This window comes from Streptomyces sp. NPDC001796 (genome assembly GCF_042892355.1).
Classification (GTDB): Bacteria; Actinomycetota; Actinomycetes; order Streptomycetales; family Streptomycetaceae; genus Streptomyces.
Genome location: NZ_JBIAUC010000004.1, coordinates 262,574 through 280,425, shown reverse-complemented (window position 1 = coordinate 280,425; position 17,852 = coordinate 262,574). Strand labels below are relative to the sequence as shown.

9 protein-coding genes are annotated in these 17,852 nt (G+C 71.0%); 6 read left to right on the top strand and 3 right to left on the bottom strand.

Annotated elements, in window-relative coordinates; translation table 11 throughout:
- Window positions 1-64: 64 nt before the first annotated feature.
- Complete coding sequence (locus ACFYZE_RS10865; protein ID WP_388990992.1) at window positions 65-1,594, top strand: hypothetical protein; 1,530 nt, start codon at window positions 65-67, stop codon at window positions 1,592-1,594.
- Window positions 1,595-1,680: 86 nt separating this feature from the next.
- Window positions 1,681-2,154, top strand: a complete 474-nt coding sequence (locus tag ACFYZE_RS10860) for an NUDIX hydrolase (protein ID WP_388991455.1) — start codon at window positions 1,681-1,683, stop codon at window positions 2,152-2,154.
- 57 nt (window positions 2,155-2,211) lie between these two features.
- On the opposite strand, the gene ACFYZE_RS10855 is transcribed toward ACFYZE_RS10860, so the two are convergent.
- The 3 genes from ACFYZE_RS10855 to ACFYZE_RS10845 all read right to left on the bottom strand — a co-directional run bounded on the left by ACFYZE_RS10855 (window position 2,212) and on the right by ACFYZE_RS10845 (window position 8,469).
- A complete protein-coding gene (locus tag ACFYZE_RS10855; RefSeq protein WP_388990990.1) occupies window positions 2,212-3,696 on the bottom strand; it encodes an alpha/beta hydrolase in 1,485 nt (494 codons plus the stop codon).
- A gap of 189 nt (window positions 3,697-3,885) precedes the next feature.
- Window positions 3,886-5,430, bottom strand: a complete 1,545-nt coding sequence (locus ACFYZE_RS10850; protein ID WP_388990988.1) for an alpha/beta hydrolase — start codon at window positions 5,428-5,430, stop codon at window positions 3,886-3,888.
- A 159-nt stretch (window positions 5,431-5,589) separates the two neighbouring features.
- The gene (locus ACFYZE_RS10845; protein ID WP_388990986.1) at window positions 5,590-8,469 is read right to left on the bottom strand and encodes a lysylphosphatidylglycerol synthase domain-containing protein; all 2,880 of its coding nucleotides are present in this window, start codon (window positions 8,467-8,469) and stop codon (window positions 5,590-5,592) included.
- Between the two features lie 186 nt (window positions 8,470-8,655).
- Here ACFYZE_RS10845 and ACFYZE_RS10840 point away from each other — a divergent pair, with 186 nt between their 5' ends.
- From ACFYZE_RS10840 to ACFYZE_RS10825, 4 genes are all read left to right on the top strand, one after another.
- Window positions 8,656-9,021, top strand: a complete 366-nt coding sequence (locus ACFYZE_RS10840; RefSeq protein WP_388990984.1) for an MGMT family protein — start codon at window positions 8,656-8,658, stop codon at window positions 9,019-9,021.
- Window positions 9,022-9,344: 323 nt separating this feature from the next.
- Window positions 9,345-12,671 carry an ATP-dependent helicase gene (locus tag ACFYZE_RS10835; protein ID WP_388990982.1) on the top strand — a complete coding sequence of 1,109 codons (3,327 nt, stop codon included), beginning with the start codon at window positions 9,345-9,347 and terminating at the stop codon, window positions 12,669-12,671.
- Between the two features lie 105 nt (window positions 12,672-12,776).
- Entirely contained in the window at window positions 12,777-16,313 is a 3,537-nt protein-coding gene (locus ACFYZE_RS10830; protein WP_388990980.1) for a UvrD-helicase domain-containing protein, read from the top strand.
- A 10-nt stretch (window positions 16,314-16,323) separates the two neighbouring features.
- Window positions 16,324-17,727, top strand: coding sequence for a dipeptidase (locus ACFYZE_RS10825; RefSeq protein ID WP_388990978.1), 1,404 nt, complete (start codon window positions 16,324-16,326; stop codon window positions 17,725-17,727).
- Window positions 17,728-17,852 lie beyond the last annotated feature (125 nt).

The following is a 17,852-nucleotide window of genomic DNA, read 5'->3' as shown; positions in this document are numbered from 1 at the left end:
AGCTGACAGGGTGAGGACCTGTCTGGAACAGCTTGCGTCCAGTAGTGGCGACTTGGGAGCGGATATGGCTTTCTCGAGCGGTCAAGACCTCCAGTACCTGGAGTCACTTGACTCTGTGCGGATGCCCTGGCCAGGCCCGACTGGCCTCTCGGACTCCGAGCGGCAACGACGGGATGACCTTGAGCTGCAGATCTTTGTCGAAGTGCTCATGACTCTTGCGCTGGGGCGCGATGTCGTAGTTCCTCAGTCGTATGCTTTCGATTCCACCGGATTTCTCACCCTGGCGCGCACCGTACTCCAGGCTCGCAACAGGGCAGCAATTGATGAACACCCCTTCCGGCTTCACCTGTTCAGTGCGGATTCTTTCGAGGACGCCGCAGCAAGCATGCTCGGTCGCGCCTTCGACAAGAATCGCCCGTTTTTCAGTTCCTTACTCCCGGAACTCCACAAGCCGGAACAGTTTGGTCTTGATCCTCGCGACGTTCGCTGGCAGTCCGAGAACCTCGATCGTCTGCTCAACAGCGACTGGATAGGCGTCGACCGGGCACAGGCGCTGAACGATATTCGTGCGGAGTTTCGGGGTCTGCCCCGAGTGAGGGCGAAATCCCCGGCGGCGCCATTGGGACTGGGAGAGCTGCTCGCCTCCACCATTGAGGAGGGATCCCTGATGGGCCGTACGGCTCAATCTCTTCCGGAGCCTTTCCGCGAGGTACATGCAGACCTCGTCACTGCGATTCGCCGCCTTGATCCGACGCGGTCCAGAGCGTTCAACGAACGCAGTCGACTCCGAATCGCAGAACCGTGGCCCAACGACTCGGATCGCAGGACACCAGAGGAAATCGTCGGAAGCAAGGACACTCTCGATCTCGTAATCGAGTTCGTTGACACCTTGTACAACGCAATCGTGGCTGATTCAATCGGGATTGCGCCCGCGACCTTCAGCACTGATGTAGCCCTCGGGGATCGGATCCTCATCTCGCGCGCCATCGCCCAGGAGCTCGCAATCGGACAATATCGTTCCGGGGCGCACCAAGCAGCCTGGTTGCCGAACGAAGGCGTGTCGACAGGCGAGTCGGAGGAACATCCATTGTTCGAAGTGCGGCTCAATTCCCAAGCGGTCGCCACGGAAAGTCATATCCGTGACCAACTGTCGAATCTGCGGGACAGTGCGGTGGACGCCATCGCCGCTCTTCTGGACGCGCGAGCGCAGCGGGGAGGCCAAGGCCGGGCCCGGTCGCCCTTCTGGAAGGGGCTGGACAAATTGGCGGCGGCAGAGGACGCGACAGCCGCCCGCAATGCACTCGACGATCACCTTTCCTGCGTCGCATCTATTCTCGGCGGTCGGGGTGATGCCGGCCTGGTGGGCAAATTTGGAGTTCAGGTTTTCCTCACCGGTAGTGGTGCCGCCGGACCGGCAATTGCGGCTGCTCTCTGGCAGGTGCCGGGTATCCTCGAGTTCCCTGCAACAGCCATCGGGGCGGTTGCCCCTGCAGTGGCTAAAAAGGGAGTTCAATCCATCCGTCGCTGGCAGGGCACGCGGCGCAGGGCCCATGCGCTCGGAAGGATCGTCGACGTGAGGGGATATCAGCCTTGAGGGACCCGGAACGCCAAGAGCCAATCCTCCGGAAGCGCGAGGTCCTCGCCTATGCGAATCGCTTCGCCGAGGTCTTCGATGACGAGGTGGAGTTCCCGGACGGGACCCTTGGGCGATACCTGAGAATCGCAAATCGCGGTGAAGGTCCAGGTGTGGTGATATTGCCCATCCATGGAATGACCGTGGGGCTGGTCCATACATATCGTTACCCGGTGGGATCATGGCAATGGGGTCTGCCTCGGGGTTTCTCTCACGATCAAGATCCCCTCGTGAGTGCCCGGGTGGAACTCTGCGAAGAGCTTGGCGTGCAGGACGCCGAACTCGAACGCTTGAGCGTCATGACACCGGATTCGGGGATGTTGGCGACTCGGGTTGCCATCGTGCTCGCACGGGTCAACGACCCCATAGGGCACGTGGTTGATGTGCAAGAGGTGTCCGCCGTGCGCTGGCTCCACGTCCGGGAACTATGGCAGTGGGTAGCTCAGGGGCGTATCGAGGACGGCATGTCCCTGGCTGCTCTGGCTCTTGCCCATGCACTCGGTCATCTGCCCGATCGGTGATCATGCAAGCCGGCGAGAGCACCAAGGCGCTGTCGAGGTACCGCAGCCTCGCCGCCGTCATGAACAGACCGTTCCGTCCTTCGGCACGGTCCCGTTCAGCAGATACGCGTTCACCGCGGAGTCCACACAGGTGCTCCCGCTTCCGTACGCCCCGTGGCCCTCGCCCTTCCAGGTGAGCTCCACTCCGACGCCCTTGCCCAGCCCGTCGGCCATCTTCCGGGCGCCCTCGTAGGGCGTCGCGGGATCCCCGGTGTTGCCCACCAGCAGCACCGGTGCGGCTCCCGGCGCGCTGACCACCGGGTGGTCGAACTGTCCGGCCACCGGCCAGTCGTGGCACCAGCCGGCCGTGTCCCAGCCCAGGAAGTCGCCGAAGACGGGTGAGATCTTCTCGAACTCCGGCAGCAGCTTCTTCACCGACTCGGGTGTCGGCCGCTGCCTGTCGTCCAGGCACGATATGACCCGTTGTGCGTGTGTCGTGGTGCCGTAGTGGCCCGATGGGTCCCGCTCGTTGTAGCCGTCGGCCAGCGTCAGCAGCCCGGAACCGTCGCCCGCCTCGGCCGATTGCAGGGCGCTGGTGAGCACGGGCCAGCTCTGCTTGCTGTAGAGCGGCAGCACGATGCCTGTGACGGCCAGTGTCTGGGTGAGCTCCCGGCCCGACGATGTCCGCAGCGGCTTCGCGTCGATCCGCCGGAGCAACTCGGTGATCTTCTTGGAGCCCTGCTTCGGGTCCTGCCCCGTCGACCTCAGATAGTCGTCCAGCGCGCGCTGGAACCCCAGGGCCTGGTTCTTCGCGTGGCCGACGCTGTCCGCACTGGGGTCGACGACGGCGTCCAGCACCATGCGCCCCACGTTCTTGGGGAACAGGTGGGCGTACACGCCACCCAGTTCGGTGCCGTACGAGATGCCGAAATAGTGAGTCGTCCGGTCGCCGAGGACCTGGCGCATCAGGTCCATGTCCCGCGCGGTGTCAGTCGTCGAGACGTGCCCGAGCAGCTTTCCGGCTGCCTTCGCGCAGCCCTTGCCGAAGGCGGCGGCGTCATCGAGGTACGCCTTCTCCTCGGCGGTGTCGTCCGGTGTCACGTCGATGCTCTCGGCGGCCTGGATCGCCTGGTCACTGCGGCAGCGGATCCCCCCGCTGGCCCCGACGCCGCGAGGATCCCAGCTCACCAGGTCGTACCGCTCGTGCAGGGTGGAGACCGTGCTCGCGAACGACGGCATCATCGAGACCCCCGAGCCGCCCGGACCTCCGAAGTTGAAGAGCAGTGAGCCGATCCGGTTGCCTCCGGCGGCCCGGGACCTGATCAGGGCCAGGCCGATCGTCTCACCGTCCGGCTTCGCCCAGTCCAGCGGTGCCTTCAGCGTGGCGCACTGCCAGTCGCCGCTCGGCGCCGACGCGCCCTTGCAGCGGCCCCAGTCGAGCTTCTGCGAGGTGAGCGAGGAGGACAGCCCCGAGGTCCCGCCTCCGCCGGACGAAGCGCCACCGCAGCCGGCCACCAGCAGGGTCGCGGCGATCGCGGCAATCCACCGTGGGAAACGTGACATCTGTGCCCCCTCACCCGCTCCCCGCTCGATGCCGCGGAAAGCAATGAGGCCATCGTAGGCGGGTCGAGGGAAGCCCGTGCCAGCCTGTGGATAACCATCTGACCTGGGGATTTCCATAATGCCGTTGGGATTTGCGCCGGTGGGTCCGGGTGGGCCGGGTGCGGGAGCCGTCGGGAGCAGGTCCGTCGGTCAGGTGCATACGGTGCCGGCCGCCGGGACCTTTCCGTTCAGCAGGTAGCCGTTCACGACGTTCTGCACGCATTTGTTCTTGCTGTCGTAGGCGCCGTGCCCCTGACCTTTGTACGTCAGCTCCACGCCCACGCCCTTGCCCAGCGCCTCCGCCATCCTCTTGGCGCCCTCGTAGGGGGTGGCAGGGTCACCGGTGTTGCCGATCAGGAGGATCGGCGGGGCGCCGGGCGCGCTCACGTTCGGATGACTGGCGGCTCCCGCCACCGGCCAGCCCGTGCAGCTGAGCATGCCCCAGGCCAGGAAGTCGCCGAACACCGGGGAGGCGGCCCGGAACTGCGGCACTTTGGCCTTCACGTCGGCAGGCGTGTACCGCTGCTTCTCGTCAGCGCAGTTGATGGCGATGTTCGCGGGGATGAGGTTGCTGTACTGGCCGTTCTCGTCGCGCCCGTTCATCGCGTCCGACAGCACCATCAGCACCTCCCCGTCGCCGGCGTAGGCCCGCTGCAGCCCTTCGGTCAGGTAGCCCCAGAAGTCCTTGGAGTACAGCGCCTCCGCGATGCCGTTGGTCGCGGCGGTCTGGGTCAGCCGGCGGGGGAAGATTCCGGGGATCGGCTTGGTGTCGAGTCTCTTCAGCAGGGCGAGGATCCGGTTCTCGACATCCTGCGGCGTGCGGCCGACCGGGCATCCGGTGCTCTTGGAGGTGCAGTCCCGGGCGTAGTTGTCGAGCGCGAGCTGGAAGCCCTTGGCCTGTGCGAGCGCGCTCTGTTCCGGGTTCTGCGTCGGGTCGACGACCCCGTCCAGCACGGCCCACCCGACTTTCTTGGGGAACAAGTGTGCGTAGACACCGCCGAGTTCGGTGCCGTACGAGATGCCGAAGTAGTGCAGTTTCTTGTCGCCGAGCACCTGGCGCAGCAGGTCCATGTCGCGTGCCGCGTCGGTGGTGCGCACATAGGGCAGCACCCTGCCGGAGTGCTTCTGGCAGGCGCTGTTGAACTGCTTGGTGCTGTTCAGGAAGGCCGTCAGCTCGGTCGAGTTGTCGGGCGTCTCGTCCTGCTGGAAGAAAGCGTCGAGTTGCTGGTCGTTCTCGCACTTCACGCCCGCGCTCCGGCCGACTCCGCGCGGGTCGAAACTCACCAGGTCATAGCGCGTGCGCAGGGTCTCGTAGTCCTGTGCGAAGGCGGGCAGCGCGCTGACACCGGAGCCGCCCGGGCCGCCGAAATTGAAGATGAGGGAACCGATCCGCCGGCTCGGGGGGCCGCTGGCCTTGACCCTGATCAGCGCGATGTCGATGGTGCCGCTCGTCGGGTCGTCCCAGTTCAGGGGCGCCTTCATGGTTGCGCACTGCCACCGTCCACCGTTCGGCAGCGGCGAGGGGGCGGTGCCGCCGCCCTCCGACACGGACGGCGCCGGGCAGTTGCTCCAGATCAGCTTCTGACTCGACAGCTCCCCGTCCACGAAGCCGCTGGCGCAGCCTGTCAGAAGGGAGGACACAAGCACGGCGGCGGCGCCCACGGCTGCGGCGCGCTTCAAGAGACGGTTCGGCATGTCCCCATCGTGCGACCGCACGGCCCGGGGCGCTCGGGACGCGGTCCGTGCGGGTGACCGCCGGCTGCCGTCACCGCGTGTCGCCCGTGCCCAAGGCCCGGTGAGGGCGCACCGGGTGTGCCGGGGAACTCCCACGCGCGCGTGCCGTACGCGGCAGTCCTAGAGCGCGTCCTTGCGCGTCAGATGGTTGAAGAACAACCACCCGGGCAGCACCGGCAGCCACAGCGTCAGCAGCCGGTACAGCAGCACCGCCGGAGCCGCGACCTCCTTGGGGAGGCCGACCGCGATCAGACCGACCGTCAGGGTCGCCTCGACCGCACCCACACCGCCCGGGGTCGGGGCGGCCGAGCCGAGTGCGTTGCCGGCGAGGAAGACGACCGCGACGCTGGCCAGGCTCAGCGTGGTCCTCTCCTCGTGCCCGAACGCCCGGATCGAGGCGTCGAGGCACATCACGAAGGACGCGGTCAGCAGCAGCATGCCGCCGATTCCGGTGACCAGCTTCTGCGGCCGCTGCAGGACGTCGAGCATGCGCGGGACGACCCCCGCGAACAACGACCGCACGCGCGTGACGACGAATTTCCGCAGGAACGGCACGGACGTGACGACCAGGACGAGCACCGCGACCGTCAGCAGGCCCGCGATGACCGTGCGGGACGGGGACAGGGACGGCGTCTTCTCGGTGCCCGTGAGGTAGCCGAAGGACAGCAGCATCAGGATGTGACAGCCCAGCCCGAACAGCTGCGAGGCGCCCACGCTCGCCACCGCGAGCCCCGGCCGCACCCCCGCGCGCTGGAGGAACCGCGTGTTCAGCGCCACGCCCCCGACCGCGGCCGGCGCCACGATCTTCACGAACGACCCGGCGACCTGCGCGGCCACGGTCCTCAGGAACGGCACCCGCTCGGGCACGAAGCCCAGCAGCGCCATCGCCGCCGCGACGTAGCTCAGTGCGGAGAAGAACACGGCCGCAGCCACCCATCCCCACTCGGCGTTGGCGAAGAGCGTGCCGAACTGGATGTGGGTGAGCTGCGTGAGCAGGAAGTACGCGCCGATGGCGCCCGCCATGAAGCTGATCAGTGTGCGCGGCCGGACCCGCTCCAGACGGGCCGGCTCCACCGGCGCCTGCGGCCGGATGCGCAGCACCTGGTGGCGGATCTGGGTGAGCAGGTCCTCCTCGCGGGCCTCATCCAGCGCCTCGTCGATCGCCCGCTTCTCGGCCCGCTGCTCGGCGCGTACCGCCTTCTTGTCGGGCTTGTCGAGGACGACCCCGGAGCCGTCCTGGTTCTCCTCCCCACGGGCCGCTTTGGCCTGCCGGGACGCCTCGAGGACCGCTTCCCGCTCGCGCTGGGCCCGTTCCCGGGCCAGCCGCCGGAGCGTCGCGCGCGTGGAGCGGGTCAGCGCGATGGGCTGCAGCATGGGCAGACAGTCGGCGACCGCGTCCGGGCCGAGCACGTCGACCGCGGATGCCACTGCCCGCTCGGCGCCGACCCGGAGCCCGAGGGTGGTCAGCAACTGCGCGATGTCCATGCGCAGCACCAGGTCACCGGCCGCGATCTCGCCACCGCGCAGATCCGTCAGGATGACGGTGCCGGAACGATCCACCACGAGGGCGTCACCAGCGAGCCGCCGGTGCGCGATGCGCCGCGACTGCAGCGCCCGCACCTGCTGCCAGGTGTCGTGCAGCAGTTCGTCGGTGATCTCCTGGTCGGCCAGCTGGTCCAGGGTGCGGCCGCCGGTGTGCTCGTAGACGAGCATCACGGCGTCGGGACCGAGCTCGGAGGTCGCGATCAGCTTGGGCGCGTTGGCGCCGGCCGCGATGGCCGCATAGGCGAGGAGCGCCTCCTGTTCCAGGGCCTGCCGCAGCGACTGCAGGCTGCGCCGCGTGGTGATCCCGCGCAGCGTCAGCCGCCGCCACACGCGGTAGAAGAAACCCTGCGCCTGCTGCTCGCGGTCGACGACGGTGACGTCGAGGGGCGGGCCGTCCTCCAGAGTGACGAAGTAGCGGCGGCCGCGGTCGCCGTTGTCCGCCGTGTCGTGCATCTCCTCGCGCGCCGCGCTCACCGGGCGGAAGCCGACGGTGCGCAGCCCCGCCATCAGGGTCCGCCCGGTGGGCCGTACGTTCGGTGAGCCCACCGCGTACAGCGTTCCGGCCGCCACACTCCAGCCGATCAGCACCGTCAGGATGATCGAGAACGGTGTCGTGTAGCCGGTGACCAGCATCGAGAACGCGTCGAGCAGCAACACCACCCACAGCACGGCACGCCAACGCGGCCTGCGCGACATGCCCACGGCCGTCATATAGGCGATGACGGGCGCGAGGTAGCCGTGCACCGGGTCGGTCAGGGCATGGATGTCGCCGGGGGAGGGCTGGGTGAGCGCTTCCTGGATGGAGGGCGGGGCGGCGCGGGCGACCCACAGGTCCGTGGCGAGTGTCACTCCGTGGGCCAGGACGGCCGCGAGGACGCCGTCGGCGATGCGTACGCCGTCCCGCTTGATCAGCCGTTCGATCGCGAAGGCGACCGGTACCAGCAGGATCGCGATGCTCGACGCCAGACCCGCGATCTTGATCAGCAGATCGGGTGCCTGCCCCGTGCCCCTGTTGATGTCCTGCTCGAGCCCCGACGTGGTGCCGTGCGCGAACGCGGCGACCGCGAGCAGCACCACGATCCCGAGCACGCCCACCAGAAGCCGCATCAGGTCCGAGGGTCGGTGCACGCGCGCGGGGAGCAGCGGCTCGTCGCCCTCCACCTCGTCGTTGTGGGCGTCGGCGCCCTCCTCGTCCCGCTGCGGTCCCCGATGGGCAGCCGCTGACCGCGGCGTGTCGTCGTCGGGCGCCCGGGCGGGTCCGGTCTCGCCGTCGGGCGCCTTGTTGCCGCTGCTCTCGTGCGCCGTCTCGCGCGTGAGGCCGTCGGCGCGCCTCTCCTTGCTCGGTTCTTCGTTCGCCTCTTCGCCGGCGTGATGGCCCGCGGCGGCGGTGTCAGGGCGCGACGAACCCCCAGGGGTGCCCTCCGCGCCGTCGGGGTGCACGCCCTGCTGCTTCATCGTCTCTTCTTGGTCTCGTATCACCAGTCACCGCCCGCACGATGGTGGCATGCCCACCCGACACACGGGGGCATCAGGGTGCAAATGCGGGGGCGCACAGTCTGCCCGAAGCGCTGCGCCGGTGCGAGGGCCACGCTCGGCCGCTCTCTCATCACATTGTCGGTGGGGTGGGGCAGGATGGGGCGGATGAGCGAGGAGAACCTTGCGGCGGATGCCCTGCCCGAGTACGCGGAACGGGTTCTTGACGTGGCCGAACGCATTCCGCCGGGGCGCGTGATGACGTACGGGGACGTCGCCGAGTGGCTGGGGGACGGAGGCCCGCGCCAGGTGGGCCGTGTGATGGCTCTCTACGGCGGAGCGGTCCCCTGGTGGCGCGTCGTCCGCGCGGACGGCGTACTGCTCCCGGGCCACGAGCTGGAGGCGCTCGGCCACTACCGGGCGGAGGGCACCCCGCTGCGGGAGGCCGGCCGCGCCTCGGAAGGGCATCTGCCGCGGGTCGACATGAGGCAGGCGCGCTGGGACGGCGTCGAACGTGCGGAGGGTCACGTCTGACGGCTTCCGGCATCGCACGGGCCCAACGGGCGCGTGTCGCTCGTTCGGGTGAAGTAGGGCACAAGCGTGGCATGCCGTACGTTCGTGGATTGGGCCAACGCAGTGACGGGGGTGACAGGAGGGGCATGCGGGAGATGGATGAAGCCCTGCTTCCGCGGACCGGGCGGGCGTAGCGTCGAGGGCGCGCGTCCCGCTCATCCCGCCACCACCGCCCGCCACGGGCGGCAGCCCTGCCGGCCGCCGCCCGACCACCATCCCTCGACTAGGGCGTTCCGCGCCTGCAGTGACCAGCACGAGTACGACCACCAGGACCGGCGAACCACGTGAGCTCCTCTTCCTCCACCAGGCGCCTGCCGCACCCCCGGGTGCGGGAGGGGAGCCGTGGCGCTTACCGACTGGTGCGTACCCCGCCCGTCCGGGTGGATCCCCCTCGACTGGACGCGAGCCAGCGCGCGGTGGTTGAGCACGAGTCCGGCCCCCTGCTCGTTCTCGCAGGCCCGGGCACCGGGAAGACGACCACGCTCGTGGAGTCCGTCGCCGCCCGGATCGCCCGCGGCGGTGACCCGGACCGCATCCTGGTGCTCACGTTCAGCCGCAAGGCCGCCGTCGACCTGCGCGACCGGATGGCGCTGCGCACCGGCGCGGCGCACGCCCCGCAGGCCACCACGTTCCACTCGTTCTGCTACGCCCTGGTCCGCGCCCACCAGGACAGTGACCTCTTCGCCGAGCCCCTGCGGCTGCTGTCCGGCCCCGAGCAGGACGTGGCCGTGCGCGAGCTGCTCGCCGGCCAGCCGGATCTGGAGCGCCTCGGCCTCGCACACGTGCGCTGGCCCGACGAACTGCGCGCCTGCCTGACCACGCGTGGCTTCGCCGACGAGGTCCGCGCCGTGCTGGCCCGCAGTCGGGAACTCGGCCTGGGCCCGGACGCCCTGCACCGCTTCGCCGAGCGGACGGGCCGCCCCGACTGGCAGGCCGCGTCCGCCTTCCTCGCCGAGTACCTGGACGTCCTCGACCTCCAGGGAGTGATCGACTACGCGGAGCTGGTGCACCGCGCGGTCCTGCTGGCCCGCCGCCCCGGCGTCGCCGAGCGCCTGGCCGGCCAGTACGACGCGGTCTACGTCGACGAGTACCAGGACACAGACCCCGCTCAGGTACGGCTCCTGCAGGCGCTCGCGGGCGACGGCCGCACCCTGGTGGCCTTCGGCGACCCCGACCAGTCGATCTACGCGTTCCGGGGCGCCGACGTGAACGGCATCCTGGACTTCCCCGACGTCTTCCCGCGCACCGATGGCGCACCGGCCCCCGTCGAGGTCCTCAGCACGTCCCGCCGCTCCGGAGCCGCTCTCCTCGCCGCGACCCGGCTGCTGACCCAGCGCATGCCGCTGACCCGGCTCCCGGCGGAGAAGGTACGCGCCCACCGGGAACTCGCCGCCGTAAGGGACGGTGGCCGCGTCGAGGTCTACACGTACCCCACCCCCGGCACGGAACTGGACAACATCGCCGACATCCTGCGCCGGGCACACCTGGAGGACGGCGTTCCGTGGGGCGAGATGGCCGTCCTGGTGCGCGCCGGAGCCCGCATGATCCCGACGGTGCGCCGTGCCCTGACGGCCGCGGGAGTCCCCCTGGACATCGACGGCGACGACCTGCCGTTGCGCCATGAACCGGCGGTGACCCCGTTGCTGACGGCGCTGCGGGCGGTGGCGCGGGCGGAGGCGTCGCGAACAGGGCCGGAGGAAGCCCGGCAGGAGGGGGCGGAACCGGAACCCTGGCTGGACACCGAGACCGCGCTCACCCTCCTCACCTCTCCGCTCGCCGGCATGGACACCGCGGACCTGCGCCGCCTCGGCCGTGCCCTGCGTGAGGAGGAACGCGCGGCCGGCAACCCCGTACCCCCGCCCTCCGACGAACTGCTCGCCCGGGCGCTGGCCGAACCCGAGCGCCTGGTGACGCACGACCCGGCGTACGCGCGCGGAGCCCAGCGCCTCGGTGCGCTGCTCACCAAGGCCCGCGAGCGGCTCGCGGACGGCGGCACCGCAGAGGACGCCCTGTGGGTGCTGTGGGAGGGCACGCCGTGGCCCAGGCGCCTGGAGAACGCCTCCCGGCGCGGCGGCGCGGCCGGGCGCAACGCCGACCGTGACCTGGACGCCGTGTGCGCCCTGTTCGCGACCGCCGCGCGCGCCGAGGAACGCACCGGCGGCCGGGGCGCCCTGAACTTCCTGGAGGAGATCGAGGCCCAGGACATAGCCGCCGACACGCTCACCCGCCGCGCCGTGCGTCCTGACGCCGTCCGCCTGATGACCGCGCACCGCTCCAAGGGACTGCAGTGGCGTCTGGTCGTCGTCGCCGGTGTCCAGGAGGGCCTGTGGCCCGACCTGCGCCGCCGAGGCTCCCTGCTGGAGGCCGACCGCATCGGCCGTGATGGGCTCGCCGAACCCCTCACCCCCGGCGCGCTGCTCGCCGAGGAGCGCCGCCTGTTCTACGTCGCCTGCACGCGCGCGCGTGAACGGCTCGTCGTCACCGCCGTGAAGGCCCTCGCCGACGACGGCGACCAGCCTTCCCGCTTCCTCGCCGAACTCGGCGTCGAACCCAAAGACGTCACAGGCCGCCCACGCCGTCCCCTGTCCGTCGCCGCCCTGGTCGCCGAACTACGCGCCACGACCGTCGACCCGCGTGCCTCCGACACCCTCCGTGCGGCCGCCGCCCGTCGGCTGGCCCGGCTCGCCGCCCTCGCCGACGAGGACGGACGGCCTCTGGTGCCGTCCGCCCACCCGTACCGCTGGTGGGGCATGTGGGACCCGACGGAGAGCAAGGTGCCGCTGCGCGACCGCGACCAGCCCGTAGTGCTCTCCGGAAGCGCCCTGGACCAGCTCGCGAACACATGTGCCCTGCAGTGGTTCCTGGGCCGTGAGGTGAAGGCCGACACGCCGGCGACCGCCGCCCAGGGGTTCGGGAACGTGGTGCACGTCCTCGCCGACGAGGTCGCCTCCGGTCGCACCCCCGCCGACCTGGACGTGCTCATGGAACGCCTGGACTCGGTGTGGAACGCGCTCGCCTTCGACGCGCCGTGGAAGTCCGCCCAGGAGAAGGACAACGCGCGCGCGGCGCTCGAACGCTTCCTGAAGTGGCACGTCGACTCCAATGGCGCCCGGGCCGGGCGCCACCCGGTGGCGAGCGAGCACGACTTCGACGTCACCCTCGAAGCGGGCGACTACCAGGTGCGCATCCGCGGCTCCATGGACCGGGTGGAATCCGACGGCGAGGGCCGCGCCTACGTGGTCGACTTCAAGACCGGCAAGCAGGCACCCAGCGCCGCCGAGGTGGACCGTCATCCGCAGCTCGCGGTGTACCAGCTGGCCGTGCGTGAGGGCGCCGTCGACGAGGCGTTCGGCGGCCGGCGTCCCGAGCCGGGCGGCGCGGAACTGGTCCACCTGCGGCAGGGCGCCGCCGGGAAGGAAGGCGGTGAAACGCTGCCCAAGGTGCAGGCGCAGCAACCCCTGGAAGGGGAGTGGGCCGGGGAGCTGCTCGCCACCGCCGCCGGCAAGGTCCTCGACGAGCGTTTCTCGCCGACCACCGGCCAGCACTGCACGCACTGCGCGTTCCGGGCGTCGTGCAGCGCGCGGCCGGAGGGCCGGCAGGTCGTGGACTGACAGCACCGGTGTGACAAGTCGCACCACCCGTGCCGACCAGCGCATCGGCGGGCGCGGCAGGCAGTCGGGCACCCACTGTCAGTGGCCACCGATAGCCTCTCCGTCGTGCCCGCCCGTATCACCGACCCCGAGCAGCTCAAGGAGCTCCTCGGCATCCCCTTCACCCCGGAGCAGACGGCCTGCATCACCGCGCCGCCCGCCCCGCAGGTGATCGTGGCCGGAGCCGGGTCGGGAAAGACCACGGTGATGGCGGCACGCGTGGTGTGGCTCGTCGGCACCGGTCAGGTGGCCCCGGAGCAGGTCCTCGGCCTGACCTTCACCAACAAGGCGGCCGGTGAGCTCGCCGAGCGTGTCCGCAAGGCCCTGATCAAGGCGGGCGTCACAGACCCGGACGTGATCGACCCGGACAACCCGCCGGGCGAGCCGGTGATCTCCACGTACCACGCCTTCGCGGGCCGGCTCCTCACCGACCACGGCCTGCGCATCGGGCTGGAACCCACCGCACGCCTGCTCGCCGACGCCACCCGCTACCAGCTCGCCGCACGCGTGCTGCGTGAGGCGCCGGGTCCCTATCCGGCGCTGACCCGGTCCTTCCCGGACCTCGTCGGCGACCTCCTCACGCTCGACGCCGAACTGGCCGAGCACCTCGTGTCTCCGGAGGACCTGCGCGCCCACGACGCCGAGCTGCTGCACACCCTGGAAGGCGTCCGGCTCACCAACGCCGACCTGCGCAAGGTTCCCGAGACGGCCGCCGCCCGCCGGGAACTCGCCGAGCTGGTGATCCGCTACCGGGCGGCCAAGCGTGAGCGGGACCTGCTCGACTTCGGCGACCAGATCGCCCTCTCCGCCCAGCTCGCGGGCCTCCCCGAGGTGGGCCGCATCCTGCGGGACGAGTTCCGCGTGGTCCTGCTCGACGAGTACCAGGACACATCCGTGGCCCAGCGCGTGCTGCTCGCCGGGCTGTTCGGCGGCGGCAGCGGCCACCCCGTGACCGCCGTCGGCGACCCCTGCCAGGCCATCTACGGCTGGCGTGGGGCCTCCGTCGCCAACCTCGACGACTTCCCCGAGCACTTCCCCCAGGCCGACGGCCGCCCCGCGACCCGCCAGGCCCTCAGCGAGAACCGCCGCAGCGGCGGCCGCCTCCTCGACCTCGCAAACGGCCTCGCGGCGCCCCTGCGCGCGATGCACGCGGGTGTGGAGGCCCTGCGCCCCGCCCCGGGCGCCGAGCGTGACGGCCTGGTGCGCTGTGCCCTGCTGCGCACCCACTCCGAGGAGATCGACTGGATCGCCGACTCCCTCGCCCACCTGGTGCGCACCGGCACCGCTCCCGGCGAGATCGCCGTCCTGTGCCGCACCGCCACCGACTTCGCGGAGATTCAGGGCGCCCTCGTCGCACGCGACATCCCGGTCGAGGTCGTGGGCCTGTCCGGACTGCTGCACCTGCCCGAGGTCGCCGACCTCGTCGCCGTCTGCGAGGTCCTGCAGGACCCCGGCGCCAACGCCTCCCTGGTCCGCCTCCTCACCGGGCCGCGCTGGCGCATCGGCCCCCGCGACCTCGCGCTCCTGGGCCGGCGCGCCCGGCTTCTCGTGTCGCACGCGCGGGTGGACGGCGACGAGGACCCGGACCGCAGGCTCGCCGCCGCCGTCGAGGGCGTCGACCCGTCCGAGGTGATCTCGCTCGCGGATGCCCTCGACACCTTCCTCGAGCTGCCCATGGAGGCCGAGCGGGAGGACGACGGGCTGCCGTTCTCGCACGACGCGCGCGTACGGTTCGCGCGGCTGGCCGCCGAGCTGCGCGACCTGCGCCGCTCCCTCGCCGACCCGTTGATGGACGTCCTGCACCGCGTGCTGGCCGTCACCGGCCTGGAGGTCGAGCTGTCCGCATCCCCGCACGCGCTGGCCGCCCGCCGCCGCGAGACCCTCTCGAACTTCCTGGACGTCGCCGCGTCCTTCGCCGCCAACGAACCGGACGCCAGTCTTCTCGCGTTCCTGGGTTTCCTGCGCACCGCCGCCCAGTACGAGAAGGGCCTGGACAACGCCCTCCCCGGTGGCGAGAACACCGTCAAGGTGCTCACCGCGCACAAGTCCAAGGGCCTGGAGTGGGACGTCGTCGCCGTCCCCGGGCTGGTCAAGGGCACCTTCCCGAGCGCCCAGGGCCGCGAGAAGTGGACCGCCCAGGGCAAGGTGCTGCCGCACGCGCTGCGCGGCGACGCCGACACCCTGCCCGACGTCGAGACCTGGGACTCCCGCGGCCTGAAGGCCTTCCACGAGGCCATGAAGGAGCACCAGCACACCGAGGAGCTGCGCCTCGGCTACGTCACCTTCACCCGTCCCCGCTCCCTGCTGCTCGGCTCCGGCCACTGGTGGGGTCCCGCCCAGAAGCGCCCCCGAGGTCCCTCGGACTTCCTCCAGGCCCTCTACGAGCACTGCGAGGCCGGACACGGCGAGATCGAGGTATGGGCCGACCCGCCCGCCGAGGACGAGGAGAACCCGGCGCTCCACGAGGCCGCCACCGACCACGCCTGGCCGCTCCCGCTCGACGAGGCGGCTTTGGCCCGCCGCCGCGCCGCCGCCGCGACCGTACTCGCCCACCTGGAGCAGGTCGCCTCACACGAAGGCGCCCACCCGGCCGCCGACCACGACCCCTCCGTGTACGACGACCCCGAATGGCCGCCACCGCCGGACGACGAAGACCTCGACGGGGAGGAAGCCGCCCACGGCGCGTTGCCGCCCGCCGAGGAGGAGGCCGCCTGGGACGACCACCCCGAAGAGGACGCCTCCGACTGGGACTCCTGGACGACCCACCGTCCCACGTCCGCTTCCGCCGCTCCCCACGCGCGCGTACCCGCGGGCGACAGCACCCCCACCGTCCCGCACGCCCGGCGGCACCCGTCCGAGGACGGCCCCGCGCTCACCCCGGAGGAGGCCCGCACCGTCGCCTCCTGGGACCGCGATCTGGACGCCCTCACCGGAGAGCTGCTGCGCGCCCGCGCGGCCGTCACGGACGTGCCGCTGCCGCCGTCGCTGACCGCATCCCAGGTTCTGCGCCTGGCCGCCGACCCGGACGGGCTCGCACAGGAACTCGCACGCCCCATGCCGCGCCCCCCGCAACCGGCGGCGCGCCGAGGCACCCGGTTCCACGCCTGGGTGGAGGCGCGCTTCGAGGAGTTGCGGCTGCCCATGCTGGATCCCGACGAGCTGCCCGGCAGCGACGCGGAGATCGCCGACGAGCGCGACCTGGAGGCACTCAAGGACGCCTTCGAACGCACTCCGTACGCCCACCGCACCCCGTACCGAGTCGAGGCACCTTTCCAGCTGAGCATCGCCGGCCGCGTGGTGCGGGGCCGCATCGACGCCGTCTACCGCGTGGACGGCGAGGACGGCACGCAGTACGAGATCGTCGACTGGAAGACCAGCCGCGCCCGCACCGCCGACCCGCTCCAGCTCGCCCTGTACCGGCTCGCCTGGGCCGAGCAGCAGGGCGTGCCCCTGGACGCCGTCAGGGCCGCGTTCCTGTACGTTCGCAGCGGCGAGGTCGTACGCCCCGAGGGACTCCCGGACCGGTCCGCTCTCGAGCGGCTGTTGCTGGCCGGTCCCTCCGGTGGGGAACCGGCGGACCAGGATGTCGGCGCGGGCCGATAGGCTCGTGACCATGAGCGAGACCCCGGACAGTGCCGTCCGCACGTACATCGACACCCACCGCGCCGCCTTCCTCGACGACCTCGCGGAGTGGCTGCGCATCCCGTCGGTGTCCGCCCAGCCCGAGCGTGCGGCGGACGTGCGGCGCAGTGCCGACTGGCTCGCCGCCAAGCTGAAGGAGACCGGCTTCCCCACCGCCGAGGTGTGGCCGACTGCCGGAGCTCCGGCAGTCTTCGCCGAGTGGCCCTGCGACGACCCGCAGGCACCCACAGTCCTCGTCTACGGCCACCACGACGTCCAGCCCGCCGCCCGCGAGGACGGCTGGGACAGCGACCCCTTCGAACCGGTGATCCGCGACGGCCGTCTGTACGCGCGCGGGGCCGCCGACGACAAGGGCCAGGTGTTCTTCCACACACTCGGCGTCCGTGCCCATCTCGCCGCCACCGGACGCACCGCCCCGGCCGTCCACCTGAAGCTGCTGATCGAGGGCGAGGAGGAATCCGGCTCCCCGAACTTCCGCACCCTCGTCGAACAGCGCGCCGACCGGCTCGCCGCCGACGCGGTGATCGTCTCGGACACCGGCATGTGGTCCGCGGACACCCCCACCGTCTGCACCGGCATGCGCGGCCTCGCCGAATGCGAGATCACCCTGTACGGACCCGAGCAGGACATCCACTCCGGGTCCTTCGGCGGTGCCGTCCCCAACCCGGCCACCGCGGCCGCCCGCCTGGCCGCCGCCCTGCACGACGAGCACGCGCGCGTGGCGATACCGGGCTTCTACGACGGCGTCGTCGACCTCACCGACCGCGAACGCGAGCTCTTCGCCGAACTGCCCTTCGACGAGGAGCAGTGGCTGCGGACCGCCCGGTCGAGCGCCACGTACGGCGAGGCGGGACACACCACGCTGGAACGCATCTGGGCCCGCCCCACCGCCGAGGTCAACGGCATCGGCGGCGGCTATCAGGGCCCGGGCAGCAAGACGATCATCCCGTCCTCCGCCATGCTCAAGCTCTCCTTCCGGCTGGTCGCGGGCCAGGACCCCGACCACATCGAGAAGGTGGTGCGCGCCTGGGTGGCGGACGCGCTGCCCGCCGGGATCCGGCACGAGATCACGTTCGGCGCGGCCACCCGCCCCTGCCTGACGCCCCTGGACCACCCCGCCCTGCAGTCCGTCGTACGCGCCATGGGCCGCGCCTTCCAGCAGCCCGTCCGCTTCACCCGCGAGGGCGGATCCGGACCCGCCGCCGACCTCCAGGAGGTCCTCGGCGCACCCGTCCTGTTCCTCGGCATCTCCATCCCTTCCGACGGCTGGCACGCCCCGAACGAGAAGGTCGAACTCGATCTGCTCCTCAAAGGCGTCGAAACAGCCGCATACCTGTGGGACGACCTGGGGGAGAACCGGCGCGATGTCGACTGACGAAGGCGCGGGGCACAGGGTCACCCGGGCGGACCGCCCGGCGCGGCACACTGGAAGGGCCGCCCCGCCCGCCTCAGGCCCGCCCGACCCGGTCCCCGCCCGACCTACGCCTCGCTGAACCGCCC